This is a genomic window from Arthrobacter sp. YD4, from assembly GCF_030410515.1.
In the GTDB taxonomy this organism is placed as follows: domain Bacteria; phylum Actinomycetota; class Actinomycetes; order Actinomycetales; family Micrococcaceae; genus Arthrobacter.
The window spans coordinates 500,335-514,620 of the sequence record NZ_JAUHHD010000003.1 but is presented as its reverse complement, the minus strand read 5'-3'; the positions used below and the strand labels follow the sequence as shown (position 1 = coordinate 514,620).

16 protein-coding genes are annotated in these 14,286 nt (G+C 66.0%); 8 read left to right on the top strand and 8 right to left on the bottom strand.

Annotated elements, in window-relative coordinates; genetic code table 11:
* The first annotated feature begins 93 nt into the window (after window positions 1-93).
* Window positions 94-483, top strand: coding sequence for a tautomerase family protein (locus tag QWJ39_RS10895; RefSeq protein ID WP_290257809.1), 390 nt, complete (start codon window positions 94-96; stop codon window positions 481-483).
* Here QWJ39_RS10895 and QWJ39_RS10890 read toward each other — a convergent pair.
* Complete coding sequence (locus QWJ39_RS10890) at window positions 480-1,055, bottom strand: cysteine hydrolase family protein (RefSeq protein WP_290257808.1); 576 nt, start codon at window positions 1,053-1,055, stop codon at window positions 480-482. The genes QWJ39_RS10895 and QWJ39_RS10890 overlap by 4 nt on opposite strands.
* 156 nt (window positions 1,056-1,211) lie before the next feature.
* Here QWJ39_RS10890 and QWJ39_RS10885 point away from each other — a divergent pair, with 156 nt between their 5' ends.
* A complete protein-coding gene (locus QWJ39_RS10885) occupies window positions 1,212-1,646 on the top strand; it encodes a DUF3054 domain-containing protein (RefSeq protein WP_290257807.1) in 435 nt (144 codons plus the stop codon).
* A gap of 98 nt (window positions 1,647-1,744) precedes the next feature.
* Window positions 1,745-2,026 (top strand): Lrp/AsnC ligand binding domain-containing protein, encoded by a 282-nt coding sequence (locus tag QWJ39_RS10880; RefSeq protein WP_290257806.1) that lies wholly within the window; start codon window positions 1,745-1,747, stop codon window positions 2,024-2,026.
* Window positions 2,027-2,096: 70 nt separating this feature from the next.
* Here QWJ39_RS10880 and trpD read toward each other — a convergent pair whose 3' ends face one another.
* Window positions 2,097-3,155: an anthranilate phosphoribosyltransferase gene (gene trpD, locus QWJ39_RS10875; protein ID WP_290257805.1), complete on the bottom strand. Its 1,059-nt coding sequence runs from the start codon at window positions 3,153-3,155 to the stop codon at window positions 2,097-2,099.
* 111 nt (window positions 3,156-3,266) lie between these two features.
* On the opposite strand from trpD, the gene QWJ39_RS10870 reads away from it, so the two are divergent.
* From QWJ39_RS10870 to QWJ39_RS10855, 4 genes are all read left to right on the top strand, one after another.
* Entirely contained in the window at window positions 3,267-3,941 is a 675-nt protein-coding gene (locus QWJ39_RS10870; RefSeq protein WP_290257804.1) for a heme-copper oxidase subunit III, read from the top strand.
* 87 nt (window positions 3,942-4,028) lie between these two features.
* Complete coding sequence (locus QWJ39_RS10865; protein WP_290257803.1) at window positions 4,029-4,817, top strand: cytochrome c; 789 nt, start codon at window positions 4,029-4,031, stop codon at window positions 4,815-4,817.
* A gap of 96 nt (window positions 4,818-4,913) precedes the next feature.
* Window positions 4,914-5,984: a Rieske 2Fe-2S domain-containing protein gene (locus QWJ39_RS10860; RefSeq protein ID WP_290257802.1), complete on the top strand. Its 1,071-nt coding sequence runs from the start codon at window positions 4,914-4,916 to the stop codon at window positions 5,982-5,984.
* Window positions 5,962-7,641, top strand: coding sequence for a ubiquinol-cytochrome c reductase cytochrome b subunit (locus QWJ39_RS10855; protein ID WP_290257801.1), 1,680 nt, complete (start codon window positions 5,962-5,964; stop codon window positions 7,639-7,641). Before QWJ39_RS10860 ends, QWJ39_RS10855 begins: the two co-directional genes overlap by 23 nt.
* A gap of 106 nt (window positions 7,642-7,747) precedes the next feature.
* On the opposite strand, the gene QWJ39_RS10850 is transcribed toward QWJ39_RS10855, so the two are convergent.
* A complete protein-coding gene (locus QWJ39_RS10850) occupies window positions 7,748-8,515 on the bottom strand; it encodes a GntR family transcriptional regulator (RefSeq protein WP_290257897.1) in 768 nt (255 codons plus the stop codon).
* 170 nt (window positions 8,516-8,685) lie between these two features.
* Between QWJ39_RS10850 and QWJ39_RS10845 the strand changes: the two genes are divergently transcribed.
* Window positions 8,686-8,970, top strand: coding sequence for an HPr family phosphocarrier protein (locus QWJ39_RS10845; RefSeq protein ID WP_290257800.1), 285 nt, complete (start codon window positions 8,686-8,688; stop codon window positions 8,968-8,970).
* A gap of 81 nt (window positions 8,971-9,051) precedes the next feature.
* Here QWJ39_RS10845 and QWJ39_RS10840 read toward each other — a convergent pair whose 3' ends face one another.
* The 5 genes from QWJ39_RS10840 to QWJ39_RS10820 all read right to left on the bottom strand — a co-directional run bounded on the left by QWJ39_RS10840 (window position 9,052) and on the right by QWJ39_RS10820 (window position 14,247).
* Window positions 9,052-9,453: a cytochrome c oxidase subunit 4 gene (locus QWJ39_RS10840; RefSeq protein WP_290257799.1), complete on the bottom strand. Its 402-nt coding sequence runs from the start codon at window positions 9,451-9,453 to the stop codon at window positions 9,052-9,054.
* Window positions 9,454-9,455: 2 nt separating this feature from the next.
* Entirely contained in the window at window positions 9,456-11,174 is a 1,719-nt protein-coding gene (gene ctaD, locus QWJ39_RS10835; protein WP_290257798.1) for a cytochrome c oxidase subunit I, read from the bottom strand.
* Window positions 11,175-11,186: 12 nt separating this feature from the next.
* Complete coding sequence (coxB, locus tag QWJ39_RS10830; protein ID WP_290257797.1) at window positions 11,187-12,059, bottom strand: cytochrome c oxidase subunit II; 873 nt, start codon at window positions 12,057-12,059, stop codon at window positions 11,187-11,189.
* 205 nt (window positions 12,060-12,264) lie between these two features.
* The gene (locus tag QWJ39_RS10825; RefSeq protein WP_290257796.1) at window positions 12,265-12,654 is read right to left on the bottom strand and encodes an iron-sulfur cluster assembly accessory protein; all 390 of its coding nucleotides are present in this window, start codon (window positions 12,652-12,654) and stop codon (window positions 12,265-12,267) included.
* Between the two features lie 159 nt (window positions 12,655-12,813).
* Window positions 12,814-14,247, bottom strand: coding sequence for a dipeptidase (locus QWJ39_RS10820; RefSeq protein WP_290257795.1), 1,434 nt, complete (start codon window positions 14,245-14,247; stop codon window positions 12,814-12,816).
* Window positions 14,248-14,286: the final 39 nt, after the last annotated feature.

The window sequence follows — 14,286 nt, the reverse complement described above, 5'->3', positions numbered from 1 at the left end:
GAGGTATTGGCGGAATTTTGGCCAGCTCCGGTGACTTGCCCATAAGTGACAGCATTCAACGCAGTCCCGCACTGCACCGACCCGGGAGGCACCATGCCACTGATCAACATCGACGTCGTCGAAGGACGCACCCAGGACCAGCTGCAGGCGTTGCTGGACACGGTTCACGAGTCAATGGTGGAGGCCTTCGAGGTGCCGCCCACCGACCGATACCAGATCCTGACCCAGCACAAGCCCAACGAGATGGTCGCCCTGGACACCGGGCTGGGGATGACCCGCAGCAACGATCTCGTCGTCCTGCGCTTCACCAGCCGGCGCCGGGCGGAGGACGCGAAGCAGAAGCTCTACCGGCTCCTGGCCACGGGACTCGAGGCGAAGTGCGGCATCAGCCCCCAGGACCTGATCGTCACCATCACCGAGAACGACGCCGCCGACTGGTCCTTCGGCAACGGCACCGCCCAGTTCCTCACCGGGGAGCTTTAGGCTTCCTCCCCCGTACTGTCGCCGGCAAAGTCCACCGCGGCGGCGTCCTGCACCGCCGCGGTGCGGCCCGGGGCGGTGTGGAACTGCCAGTAGAGATTGGTGTGCGCAATGACCAGGTCCGGGCTGGGAGCACCCCACTCGGACTGGTCCTCGGTGGTGTGCGCGTCACCCACCAGCGTCACGTCGTAGCCGCGGACGAACGCGCCGTGGATGGTGGACCGGATGCATTCGTCCGTCTGGGCGCCCGACACCACCAGCCTGCCGATCCCGGCCGAAGCGAGGACCTCCTCCAGGTCGGTGTCCTCGAACGAGTCGGCATACTTCTTGTGGACCACCGGCTCGGAGTCGTGCGGCGAGAGTTCGGGGACGATTCCCCACTCTTCGCTGCCGCGTGCCAGGTGCTCGGAAGAGTGCTGCACCCAGACCACCGGAACCCCCGCCTCGCGGGCCCTCTCGACCAGCCCACCGATGTTCCGGACCACCCGGTCCCGCTCGTAGGCTCCCTCGACGACGCCATTCTGGACGTCGATCACGACCAGGCCCGTTGTCGGCCGATCGGCGAGTGTTGTCATTGCGCACCCCTTCGTGCTGTTTCTGCCGATGTAATGAGTCGCGCCCATGCTAGCCGCGCGGGGCGACGAAATCCACGGTCCGGGGAACCGGCCGGGGATCGGTCGAGCTTCCGGGCACAGGAATCCGGTCCTGCCGATCCCGGTTAAACTTGGGGCATGCCCCTTAGCGCCCCAGCACCGCACCAGAACCAGCCCCTAGACGGGCGCCGCCCCGCGCCGCGCACCGCGATCCTGGCGGCTGCCGCGGACGCGCTCCTGATCCTGCTCTTCGCCGCCATCGGGCGCGACGCCCACCAGCGCGGCGAAATCGTCACCGGCGTGCTGGCCACCGCGTGGCCGTTCCTGGCCGGAGCCGCGGCTGGCTGGCTGGTCTTCCGTCTCTGGCGCCGTCCGCTGGCGGTGTGGCCGACCGGCGTCGTCATCTGGCTCGCCACGGTGGCGGTGGGCATGCTGCTTCGGGCCCTCACCGGCCAGGTAGTGGTACTTCCGTTCGTGATTGTCGCCCTGATTGCCGTCGCCGTTTTCCTGCTCGGCTGGCGCCTCCTGGCCGCGGGCGTGAGGCGGCTGCGCTCCCGCCGCAGCGGGAGCTGATGGACTAGGCTTGCAACCATCCGGGCCTGCCCGCACCGGCGGCTTCGGCCCTGCTGCGGCACCCCGGCAATGATGCACCCGCTCCGAAAGGTCCCCACGTGATCACCGCTTTCGTCCTGATCAAGACTGACGCTTCCGCCATCCCGGAGACGGCCGAGAAAATTTCGTCGATCCCGGGCATCAGCGAGGTCTACTCCGTCACCGGCGAGTGGGATCTGATCGCCATCGCCCGGGTGGCCAAGCACGAGGATCTGGCGGATGTCATCGCGGACAAGCTCTCCAAAGTTCCGGCTGTGGTGCACACCACCACGCACATCGCCTTCCGCGCCTACTCCCAGCACGACCTCGACGCGGCCTTCGCCCTCGGCTTCGAGCAGTAAGCGCCTCGCGCAACAAAGGCTCAGGCAGTAGACACTCGAGCGCTCACAGCCACGCGCGGCCGGCGACTGTTTAGTCGCGGGACAGCGCCACCCAGCGGTCCAGGACGGCGGCGGCGGCACCCGAGTGCACAGCTTCCTCGGCCCGCTTCATCGCCGCGGCCATCCGCTCGGTCAGCGGCCCGGCGGCATCCAGGTCGAAGGCCACCAGGCCCGCCGCGGCATTAAGCAGGGCCGCGTCCAGCGCCGGCCCGGGATCTCCGGCCAGCACGGACCGAACGACGGCGGCGTTCGCCGCGGCGTCGCCTCCGCGCAGTTCCGCCACCGTCGCCTGACGGATGCCCAGCTCGCGCGGGTCGAAGGTCTGCTCGGCGACGTCGCCGTTCCGGATCTCCCAGATGCGGGAGGGGCCGGTGGTGGTCAGTTCATCGAGGCCGTCGTCGCCGCGGAACACCAGGCCGCGGCTGCCGCGCCGGGCCAGCACCCCGGCCACCAGCGGCGCCATCCGCTCGTTAGCCACACCCACCGCGGAGGCCTGGACGTGCGCCGGGTTGGTCATTGGCCCCAGGAAGTTGAAGGCCGTCGGAACACCAAGGTCGCGCCGGGCGACGGCGGCATGCCGCATGGAGGGGTGGAAGACCTGGGCGAAGCAGAAGGTGATGCCCGCTTCTTCGGCGTTGCGGGCCACCCGCGGGATCGGCAGGTCCAACCGGACGCCGAGCGCCTCGAGAACGTCGGCGGAGCCGGACGCCGACGACGCCGCCCGACCGCCGTGCTTGACCACTTTGGCGCCGGCGCCGGCGGAGATGAGCGCGGCCATGGTGGAGATGTTCACGGTGTTCAGCTGGTCCCCGCCGGTGCCGACGATGTCCAGCTTCTCCCCGACGATCTCCAGCGGGTTGGCGGAGTTGATCATCGACTCGACCAGGCCTGTGAGTTCGGCCACCGTCTCGCCCTTGGCGCGCAGCGATACAAGGAACCCGGCCACCTGTGCCGGCGAGGCCTCACCGGACATGATCGAGGCCATGGCCCAGGCGGTGTCGCCGGCGGTGAGGTCCTCACCCTTGATCAGGGCGCCGATAAGGCGCGGCCAGGTCCTGCTTGCAGCCGGTGTAGATGCCTGGGAAGTCACGGTCCGATGCTATCGAGCCGGGAGCCGCAATGCCCAATGCGAAGGCCCGCGGAACTTTTCCCCGCGATTTCGCGTCTTTGTAGAAAAAGTGCCCTCAAAAGGCGGTTCGCGTTGGGCACACAGGACTTTTACAGACATAATGTCTATGTGACATCTGCGACCCATGCCCCCAGTACCCCGGCGCACCCCACGCTGAACCGCCCGAACATGGTTTCCGTTGGAACCGTTGTCTGGCTCTCCAGTGAGTTGATGTTCTTCGCCGGTCTCTTTGCCATGTACTTCACACTCCGTTCGACGTCCGGACAGATGTGGGCTGAAGAGACGGCCAAGCTCAACTTCCCCTTTGCGCTCGTTAACACGATCGTCCTCGTGGCCAGTTCCTTCACTTGCCAGATGGGCGTCTTCGCCGCGGAACGGCTTCAGCCGCGCCGCCTTGGCGGTCCGCTGAGCTTCTCCCGCTGGGGAATGAATGAGTGGTTCACGCTCACATTCATCATGGGTGCGTTCTTCGTGGCCGGCCAGTCGACCGAGTACGCCATGCTCGTCTCCGAGCACGTCTCGCTCTCCTCCAACGCTTACGGCTCGGCGTTCTACATGACCACCGGCTTCCACGGCCTCCACGTCATCGGCGGCCTCATCGCGTTCCTGCTCATCATGGGACGCTCCTTCGCGGCCAAGAAGTTCGGACACTTCGAGGCAACGTCCGCGATCGTCACCTCGTACTACTGGCACTTCGTCGACGTCGTGTGGATCGGCCTCTTCCTGGTCATCTACGTCCTCAAGTAGCCACCCCTTGTCTCTCTTTCTACAAGAGATAGAATTTCAAGAAGCGGCTCCCGGAGCCAACGCAGCATCGAAAAAAGGAACCACCACGTGAAGGCACTCTCGCAGAAGCGACGTCACCCACTGGCAGCAGTTGCACTGTTGTTGATGGGCCTCCTCATCACTGGTGGGCTGTACGCCGTCGCCACCACCGTCAACCAGGCCAAGGCCGACACCACGAGCTTCAGCGCAAGCGACGCGGAGGAAGGCGGCAAGCTGTTCGCCGCCAACTGCGCCACCTGCCATGGCATGGGTGCCAGCGGATCGCAGGCGGGCCCGTCGCTCGTCGGCGTCGGCGCCGCCGCGGTTGACTTCCAGGTGGGAACCGGCCGTATGCCCATGCAGATGAACGGTCCGCAGGCCTACAAGAAGCCCGCCCAGTTCAACGAGGAGCAGACCCACCAGCTGGCTGCCTATGTAGCCTCCCTGGGCCCCGGCCCCTCCATCCCGGAAGCCGGAGTCCTCGACGAGAAGGGCGACGCCGCCAAGGGTGGCGAGCTGTTCCGCACCAACTGCGCCATGTGCCACAACGCCGCCGCTGCCGGTGGCGCGCTGACCAAGGGCAAGTTCGCCCCGGCCCTGGCCGACGTGTCCGGCAAGCACATCTACGAGGCCATGGTCACCGGCCCGCAGAACATGCCGGTCTTCTCCGACGCCAACGTCTCCCCCGAGGGCAAGCGCGACATCATCACCTTCCTCAAGCAGATCGAATCCAACGGCTCCCCGGGCGGCAACGACCTCGGCGCCCTCGGCCCGGTCTCCGAAGGCCTGTTTGTCTGGATCGCCGGCCTGGGCGTCATCATCGCCTTCACCATCTGGCTGACCTCGCGGACCTCCTAGGCTCCGCACCCCGTAAGAATTTCTGCCGGCCCGCCGGCAGGTTGAATTGAAAACTAACCCGGCGAGAGCCGGGACGAGAGAAGGATGAGGCGAATTATGGGCAACCATAGTGACGGCAGTCCGAACCACTCGGGCACCGTAGCTACGGCTGGTCAGAGCGAGGTGGAGAAGTTCCAGGATCCTGGAATTCCCCCGCACCGTTTGCGCCTGGCTGACACGGACCCGAAGGCCGCAAAGCGAGCGGAACGGCAGGTGGCCCTCCTGTTCGGCGTATCCGTCGTTGGTACCCTGATATTCCTGGTGGCGTACTTCGCCATCGATCTTGGAAACGACTCCTCGATCGCCACCATCCGGCTGCAGAACACCCTGCTGGGCATCGGCACCGCGTTCGCGATGCTGGGCATCGGCACGGGCATCGTGCACTGGGCGAAGGCCCTCATGCCGGACCACGAAGTGTCGGAAGAGCGTCACGCCATCCGCACCGAAGAGGACCGCCAGGCCGCCGTCCGGATCGTCGACGACATCGTCGAGGAAACCGGCATCAAGCGCCGCCCGCTGATCCGCAACACCCTGCTCGGTGCCGTCGCCCTCGCCCCGCTGCCGGCCCTGGCCGTCTTCGGCGACCTCGGTCCCCGTCCGGACGACAAGCTGGCCCACACCATGTGGGCACCGGTCAACGGCAAGACCAAGCGCCTCACCCGCGACCCTGATGGCACCCCCATCAAGGCCTCGGACGTCACCATCGGCTCCGCCTTCCACGTCATCCCGGAAGGCCTGAACGAGCTGGAGTCGGGCAAGCTGAACGAGAAGGCCAAGTCGGTCGTCCTGCTCATGCGCCTGAACCCGGAATCGCTCAACCCCTCCCCGGGGCGCGAGGACTGGGGCTACAACGGCATCGTTGCCTACTCCAAGATCTGCACCCACGTCGGTTGCCCTGTCGCTCTCTACGAGCAGCAGACGCACCACCTGCTGTGCCCGTGCCACCAGTCGACCTTCGACCTGACCCAGGAATGCAAGGTCATCTTCGGCCCCGCCAGCCGGCCGCTCCCGCAGCTGCCCATCGCCGTTGACGATGAGGGTTACCTCTACGCGACGAGCGACTTCAAAGAACCTGTTGGACCTAGCTACTGGGAGCGTGATGAGCATGAGCGCAACATCAACAGCTGACACCCCCACCTTCGTCGCCAAGACCAAGGGCGGCCGCATCACCGACTTCGTCGACCAGCGCGTCGGCGGATCGGGCATCCTCCGCGAATTCGGCCGGAAGGTCTTCCCCGACCACTGGTCCTTCATGTTCGGCGAGGTGGCGCTGTACTCCTTCGTCATCCTGCTGCTCTCCGGCACCTTCCTGACCTTCTTCTTCGATCCGTCGATGGCTGAGACCCACTACCAGGGTTCCTACATGCCGCTGAAGAACGTCGAGATGTCCGTGGCGTACAACTCCTCGCTGAACATCTCCTTCGATGTCCGCGGCGGCCTGTTCATGCGCCAGGTGCACCACTGGTCGGCACTGCTGTTCGTGGCCTCCGTGGCCGTGCACATGCTCCGCGTGTTCTTCACCGGCGCCTTCCGCAAGCCCCGCGAGATGAACTGGGTCATCGGCTCCGTCCTGCTGATCCTGGCCATGGCCGCCGGCTTCACCGGTTACTCCCTCCCCGATGACCTGCTCTCCGGTAACGGCCTGCGCATCATCGACGGCGTGATCAAGTCCATCCCCGTGATCGGCACCTACATCTCGTTCTTCCTCTTCGGCGGCGAGTTCCCGGGCACGGCCATCATCGGCCGCCTGTATGTGCTGCACATCCTGCTGGTTCCGGCCCTGATCCTCCTGATGATCGCCGCGCACCTGTTCATGGTCGTCGTGCACAAGCACACCCAGTACCCCGGCCCGGGACGCAACGACGGCAACGTCGTCGGCTACCCCCTCGGCCCGGTCTACGCGGCCAAGGCCGGCGGCTTCTTCTTCATCGTGTTCGGTGTCATCGCCCTCATGGCCGGTTTCTTCACCATCAACCCGATCTGGAACTACGGTCCCTACGACCCCTCCCCCGTCTCCGCAGGCACCCAGCCTGACTGGTACATCGGATTCGTCGACGGCGCCCTCCGCCTGATGCCCGGCACGTTCGGCAACTGGCACGTGGAGCAGATCTTCTTCGGCCACGTATTCACCTTCAACGTCCTGCTGCCGGCCCTGGTCCCGGCGGGCATCCTCTTCACCGTGATGTTCACTTACCCGTGGATCGAACGCTGGATCACCAAGGATGACCGCGAGCACCACGTCCTGGACCGTCCGCGCAACGCCCCGACCCGTACCGCCATCGGCATGGCCGGCTTCGTGTGGTACTGCGTGATGTGGGCAGCAGCTGGTTCCGACCTCATCGCCACGCACTTCCACGTGGCCCTGAACGACGTCACCTACTGGCTGCGCGCACTGTTCTTCATCGGCCCGGTCATCGCGTTCATCGTGACCAAGCGCGTCGCCCTGGCGCTGCAGCGCAAGGACCGTGAGATCGCCCTGCACGGCCGTGAGACCGGCCGCATCGTGCGCCTGCCGCACGGTGAGTTCATCGAGGTCCACGCCCCGCTGGACGAGTACAAGCGCTACAAGCTGGTCGGCTTCGAGTCCCCGAAGCCGCTCCCGGCCCAGCCGAACGAGAAGGGTGTGGTGGACCGCAAGGAAAACCGCCGCGCCAAGCTCTCCCGCTGGTTCTTCGAGGACCGGGTGGCACCGGTCACGCCCACGGAGCTCGCGGCGGCCCACAGCCACCACGGCGCCCACGAGGCGGTCGAGGCGAACGCCGAGCAGAAGACGCTCAGCCACTAGTCTCCCCTCATAAGACATAGAAGAGGCCCGGTCCTGATGGATCGGGCCTCTTCTGTGTTTCCGGGGACGTCCAGTGCTATGGCCTGGTCCCCGTGGCGACCGGCGCCTAGGGCCGGTAGCCGCTGACGTAGTTCCTGGTGGGACGCACGCCGGGCCGCTGCAACGGGACCCAGAGCTTGTACCGGTCGGCCCGGTAATAGGAGACTGAGTAGTCCACCATGGCGCGGGCCACGAAGGCGTGCCGCTGGATCTTCAGCAGCGGCGAACCTACCTCGACATTGAGCAGCCGGGCGGTCGACGGCGAGGCGGCGGTCGCCTCGATCATGTCCTCGCCCCACTCCATCACCAGGCCGTAGCGTTCGCTGAGGACGTTGTAGAGCGACGTCGGCGGATCACCGTCGAGCAGGCCCGGCACGCGGTGTGCGGGAATGAAGTTCTCGTCCACGCTCATGGGTTCGTTGTCCGCCAGAAGGAGCCGCCGGAAGCGGACCACGGGCGTTCCCTCCTCCAGCTGGAGTTCGCGGGCCAGGAACGCGCTGGCGCCGATTTGCTCGAAGCTGAGGACCTTGGCCGCCGGGACCATGCCGCGGCGCTGCATTTCCTCGCTGTAGGAGGTCAGCTTCACCTGGAGGTCCAGCTTTGGTTTCCTGACGAACGTCCCTAGCCCCACGACCCGTTCGATGACCTCCTCACCGACGAGGGCGTCGATAGCCTGGCGGACGGTCATGCGGGCCAAGCCGAACCGCTCTGAGAGCTCCCGCTCCGACGGCAGGGCCGAGCCCGGCGGGCAGGAGGTGGCGATGTGGGTGCGCAGGATCTCGCGCAGCTGGACGTAGATGGGAACCCCGCTGGAACGGTCGATCTCGCCGGCCATCCGGGCGGCGTTACTTCCCACGGCCGGGCCTCGTGCAAGCTGTCATGAATTAAGCGTAGGGCACCCGCGCCACAGGTCTAGACCAATCCGGGCTCGCGGTTTCCCGGCTCTCCGCTCCCCCGGCTACGCTGGAGGCTGCATCTTTCGCTTGACCCCATCAGGAGCCTCCCTTGCCCGTACACAAGGCCGTCATCCACGCCGAAATCGGATTGCACGCCCGGCCGGCGGCAGAGTTTGTCCGCGCCGTCACCGCCACCGGCCTGCCCGTCACAATCGCCCGGCCCGGCCAGCGCGGCGTGGACGCCCGGTCCCTGCTCGAAGTCATGACGGAGGACTTCGAACGCGGCTGCGAGGTGGAGCTGGCCATCGACGCCGCCAGGATTCCGGAAGGCCGCAGCGCCGAGGACGCGGAGGCCGCCCTCAGCGACCTTGGCACCCTGCTGGCGGAGCAGTAACAAACAAAAACGACGGGGACCCCACCGGATGGTGGGGTCCCCGTCGTCGTTAGCGGTGCCGGGCGAAAGCCCGTGCGGTGCCTAGTGGGCGTGGTCTCCGCGGCTGTACTCGTAGACCCAGCCGATCAGCGCCACGATGGCCAGGCCACCGGCGATGAAGGTGATCCAGAAGCCGACTGCGATGCCCAGGAAGCCACCTGCGCAGGCGAGGCCCAGGACCAGCGGCCACCAGCTCCAAGGGCTGAAGTGGCCCTGCTCGCCGGAACCCTCGTGGATCTCGGCGTCGCTGCGGTCCTCGGGACGCAGGCCGACGCGCTTGCCGGTGAAGCCCAGGTAGGCGCCGATCATGCCGGCCAGGCCGGCGACCAGCAGGATGCCCAGGATGCCGACCCACTCGCTCCAGTTCGTCATGAAGCCGTAGACGATCGCGACCGGGATGAAGAAGAACACACCGAGTCCAAAAATTCTAGATTCGATTTTCACAGTTAGGCGTCCTTCTGGTCGGCGTTACCGAGCGTCGCAGCAGCCGGCGCCGGGGAGTCGATGGTGTAGCTCTGGGCGAGCTCCGGGTGGTGCAGGTCCAGGGCGGGACGCTCGGACCGGATCCGGGGCAGCGAGGTGAAGTTGTGGCGCGGCGGCGGGCAGGAGGTTGCCCATTCCAGCGAGGCACCGAAGCCCCACGGATCGTCGACCATGACCTTCTCGTTGCTCCGCCAGGTGATGTAGACGTTCCAGAAGAACGGGATCAGCGAGGCGCCCAGCAGGAAGGAGGAGTACGTGGAGAACTGGTTCATCCAGGTGAAGCCGTCTTCCGGCATGTAGTCGGCGTAGCGGCGCGGCATGCCCATGACGCCGAGCCAGTGCTGGATGAGGAAGGTGCCGTGGAAGCCGAGGAACAGCATCCAGAAGTGGATCTTGCCGAGGCGCTCGTTGAGCATCTTGCCCGTCCACTTCGGCCACCAGAAGTAGAAGCCGGCGAACATGGCGAACACGACGGTACCGAACACCACGTAGTGGAAGTGCGCCACGACGAAGTACGTATCGGAGACGTGGAAGTCCAGCGGCGGGGAGGCCAGGATGATGCCGGTCAGGCCGCCGAAGAGGAAGGTGGCCAGGAAGCCGATGCTCCACAGCATGGGGGTTTCGAAGGTGATGGAACCCCGCCACATGGTGCCGATCCAGTTGAAGAACTTCACGCCGGTGGGAACCGCGATCAGCATCGTCATGAAGGAGAAGAACGGCAGCAGGACCGAGCCGGTGACGTACATGTGGTGGGCCCACACGGTGACGGACAGTGCGGCGATGGAGATGGTGGCGTAGACCAGGCCCTTGTAGCCGAAGATCGGCTTGCGGCTGAAGACCGGGAAGATCTCCGAGACGATGCCGAAGAACGGCAGGGCGATGATGTAGACCTCGGGGTGGCCGAAGAACCAGAACAGGTGCTGCCAGAGGACGGCGCCGCCGTTCTCCGGGTCGAAGATGTGCGCACCGAAGCGGCGGTCGGCGCCGAGGGCGAAGAGGGCCGCGGCCAGCGGCGGGAAGGCCATGAGCACCAGGATGGCGGTGACCAGGGTGTTCCAGGTAAAGATCGGCATACGCCACATGGTCATGCCCGGGGCGCGCATGCAGATGATCGTGGTGATGAAGTTGACCGCACCCAGGATGGTACCGAAGCCGGAGAGGGCCAGGCCGAAGACCCAGAGGTCACCGCCGACGCCGGGGCTAAAGGTGGTGTTGGACAGCGGCGCGTAGGCGAACCAGCCGAAGGAGGCGGCACCCTGCGGGGTGATGAAGCCGGAGACCGCGATCGTGGAACCGAAGAGGAAGAACCAGAAGGCCAGCGCGTTCAGTCGCGGGAAGGCGACGTCGGGGGCACCGATCTGCAGCGGCATGATGACGTTGGCGAAGCCGGCGAACAGCGGGGTCGCGAACATCAGGAGCATCACCGTGCCGTGCATGGTGAAGAGCTGGTTGTACTGTTCCTTGGTCTGCAGGATCTGCATACCGGGTTCGAACAGTTCGGCGCGGATGAGCAGCGCCATGACGCCGCCGAAGCAGAAGAACACGAAGGACGCGATCAGGTACATGTACCCGATGGTCTTGTGGTCCGTGGAGGTGATCCAGTTGACGACGATGCGCCCCTTGGATTTGGGTACTACGGGAGCCTCAAGGATCCCGGAGGGCTGAGAGTAGGTTGTTGCCACTTCGCGCTCCCCTTACTTGTTCTCGGTCGGGGCCGGGTTGCGGTCGTACTCTTCGCCGAGCAGGCCGGTGTTGCCGTCCTGGCGGAGCTGGTTCATGTGGGCGGCGAACTCCGACTCGGAGACGACCTTCACGCGGAACAGCATTTCGGAGTGGTACTCACCACAGAGTTCGGCACACTTGCCGTCGTAGGTTCCCTCTTTGGTGGGAGTGAACCGGATGTAGTTGGTCTTGCCGGGGATCATGTCGCGCTTCTGCAGGAAGGCGGGAACCCAGAAGGAGTGGATGACGTCGCGGGAGTTCAGCTCCAGGTCCACGGACTTGTTGACGGGCAGGTACAGCGTCGGCAGCTTTTCCTTGTCGACGTCGTTGCCGGTCAGGTGCGCCTGGACGCCGGCCTCGTGGACGTCCTCGGTGACGACGTCACCCTTCTTGTAGTTGAAGTCCCAGGCCCACTGCTTGCCGCGGACGTCGACGACGACGTCGGCAGGCTGGCTGCGGTCGTCGATTGCCTTCTGGTCGCTGTCGGTGAAGTAGAAGAACACCAGGACCATGAAGAGCGGGATCGTCAGGTAGAAGACCTCGAGCGGGAGGTTGAAGCTGTTCTGGCGGGGGAACCCGACGGTGCCCTTGCGGCGCCGGTAGGCGACGATGCACCAGATCATCAGGCCCCAGGTGATGATGCCAACGACCAGGGCTGCAATCCATGAGTTGACCCAGAGGTCCATGATGCGGTCAGTGTGGTTGGTGGTGCCGCGCTCGGTCGGCAGCCACCCTTTCTGTACCTCTGGTGAACATCCAGTCAAAGCCAACGCGCCGGCTAGTGCCAAGCCAGTGATCGAAGTGATCTGTTTGCGTCGGCTGCCGGTTCGGTTCTGCGAACTCACAGACGGCCCTTCCTACTTGTTGCTGTCGCCCGGCCGCATACAACGATCCGGGCACACTAAAAGTTTTACTACTCGGTGTAGAGCTTACCGCTCCCTGGGAGTTTTCGCCCACATGTCCGCGCCGTGGTCCGGCACCTTTTTCGGGGTTTCCGCGTTAGGGTCCCCGGACGGAACAATGGCCGGGCTGAAAGCCCGGCCATTGACCTTAGTGGAAGGAGTCTCCGCAGGCGCAGGAGCCGCCGGCGTTGGGGTTATCGATCGTGAAGCCCTGCTTCGAGATGGTGTCCTCAAAGTCGATGCTCGCACCGCTGAGGTAGGGCACGCTCATCTTGTCCACGACGACCTCGACGCCGTCGTAGTCGCGGACGGCGTCGCCCTCGAGGAGGCGCTCGTCGAAGTAGAGCTGGTAGATCAGGCCGGAGCAGCCGCCCGGCTGCACGGCGACGCGGAGGCGCAGGTCGGTGCGGCCTTCCTGTTCCAGCAGGCTGCGGACCTTGCCGGCAGCGACGTCGGTCAGCTGCACCTCGTGGCTGGCCAGTTCCTGGCTCTCCTGGACTGCGGTGTCGGTGCTGGTTTCATTGGTTGTAGTGCTCATGGCCTACCTTCTGACGACGGTCGGAGCGGCGCCGCCCGGCGGCGCCGGCCCCTGCTTTAACGATATGGGCTATAGCTACATGCTACGTCGATCAGTGCTGTAGCTCTAACTCCTGGGATAACCGTCCGCGTCCGCCGGATGTTCCCCGGAAGCCCGGTATCAGGCCAGTCCCTCGGCGTTCAGCCGGGCCAGGAGCAGCGCCTCGGCGATGATCGCGTTCCGGAAGTCCTCCAGGTGCAGGGACTCGTTGGCGCTGTGGGCGCGGGAGTCCGGGTCCTCGACGCCGGTAACCAGGATCTGGACGTCCGGATACAGCTCGGTGAGGTCCGCGATGAACGGGATGGAGCCGCCGATGCCGGTCTCGACGGCCGGCACGCCCCAGGCCTCGCCGAGGGCCCACATCGCCAGCCGGGCCGCCGGGGAAGAGGTGTCGGTCATGAAGGCGCTGCCGGTCTCCCCCGGGGTGAAGACCACCTGGGCGCCGAACGGGGCGTTGGCCTCCACGTGGCGGCGGACCGCGTCCATGGCCTCGTCCGGGTTCTGGCCCGGGGCCAGGCGGAGGCTGAACTTGGCCTTGGCACGCGGCAGCAGGGTGTTGGAGGCGACGTTCACGGCGGGGGCGTCGATGCCGATGATGGACAGCGCGGGCTTCGTCCACATGCGCGAGGCGATGCTGCCGGTACCGGCGAGCTTGACGCCGTCGAGCACGGACGCGTCCTTGCGGTATTCCTCCTCGGTCAGGTCCACGGCGGCGTCGTCCCGGCCCACCAGCCCCTCGATGGCGACGCTGCCGTCGTCGTCGTGCAGGGTGGCGATCAGGCGGGAGAGCAGGGTGGGGGCGTCGAGCACGGGGCCGCCGAACATTCCCGAGTGCACCGCGTGGTCCAGGACCTTGACCTCGATGGTGCCGTCCACGAGGCCGCGGAGGCTGGTGGTCAGGGCGGGGATGCCGACCTTCCAGTTAGAGGAGTCGGCCACGACGATCACGTCGGAGCGCAGCAGTTCCTGGTGGGTTTCGAGGAATGCGCGGAAGGTCGGCGAACCGGCCTCCTCCTCGCCCTCAAAGAAGAACGTGACGCCGAGGCCCAACTCCTCCCCCAGCACCCGGCTGACCGCGGAGTAGGCGGCGACGTGCGCCAGGATGCCGGCCTTGTCGTCCGCGGCGCCGCGGCCGTAGAGCCTTCCGTCCCGCTCGACGGCGGTGAACGGTTCGGTCTCCCAGAGCGAGAGGTCGCCGGTGGGCTGGACGTCGTGGTGGGCATAGAGCAGGATGGTTGGCTTGCCGGCCGCGGCGGGACGGCGTGCGACGACGGCGGGTCCGCCCGGGGTGCCGTCCTCCTTGTCGCAGCGCAGGATCCGGACATCATCGAAACCGCTGCCGCGGACCAGCTCGGCCACCGCGTCGGCGCTGGCATTCAAGGGAGCGGTATCGAAGCTGGGCCAGGCGATGCCGGGGATCGCGACGAGTGCCTTGAGCTGCTCGACCGTGGCGTCAAAGGCCTCGGTGACGGCCTGGCGGAAGGCTGCGGTATCGACGGTCTGGGTGGTGCCGCCTGTTGAATGCTGCGGGGTGCCCGCGGGTGATGAAGTCATGGCCAAAACACTACCCGTGTCCCCGATCACCTCAAACAG

Coding starts and splice junctions, on each gene's coding strand:
- QWJ39_RS10825 (WP_290257796.1), bottom strand. CDS start 12,654: ATGAGCACTACAACCAATGAAACCAGCACCGACACCGCAGTCCAGGAG.
- QWJ39_RS10855 (WP_290257801.1), top strand. CDS start 5,962: ATGAGCGCAACATCAACAGCTGACACCCCCACCTTCGTCGCCAAGACC.
- QWJ39_RS10885 (WP_290257807.1), top strand. CDS start 1,212: ATGCCCCTTAGCGCCCCAGCACCGCACCAGAACCAGCCCCTAGACGGG.
- QWJ39_RS10895 (WP_290257809.1), top strand. CDS start 94: ATGCCACTGATCAACATCGACGTCGTCGAAGGACGCACCCAGGACCAG.
- QWJ39_RS10820 (WP_290257795.1), bottom strand. CDS start 14,247: ATGACTTCATCACCCGCGGGCACCCCGCAGCATTCAACAGGCGGCACC.
- QWJ39_RS10890 (WP_290257808.1), bottom strand. CDS start 1,055: ATGACAACACTCGCCGATCGGCCGACAACGGGCCTGGTCGTGATCGAC.
- QWJ39_RS10860 (WP_290257802.1), top strand. CDS start 4,914: ATGGGCAACCATAGTGACGGCAGTCCGAACCACTCGGGCACCGTAGCT.
- QWJ39_RS10850 (WP_290257897.1), bottom strand. CDS start 8,515: ATGGCCGGCGAGATCGACCGTTCCAGCGGGGTTCCCATCTACGTCCAG.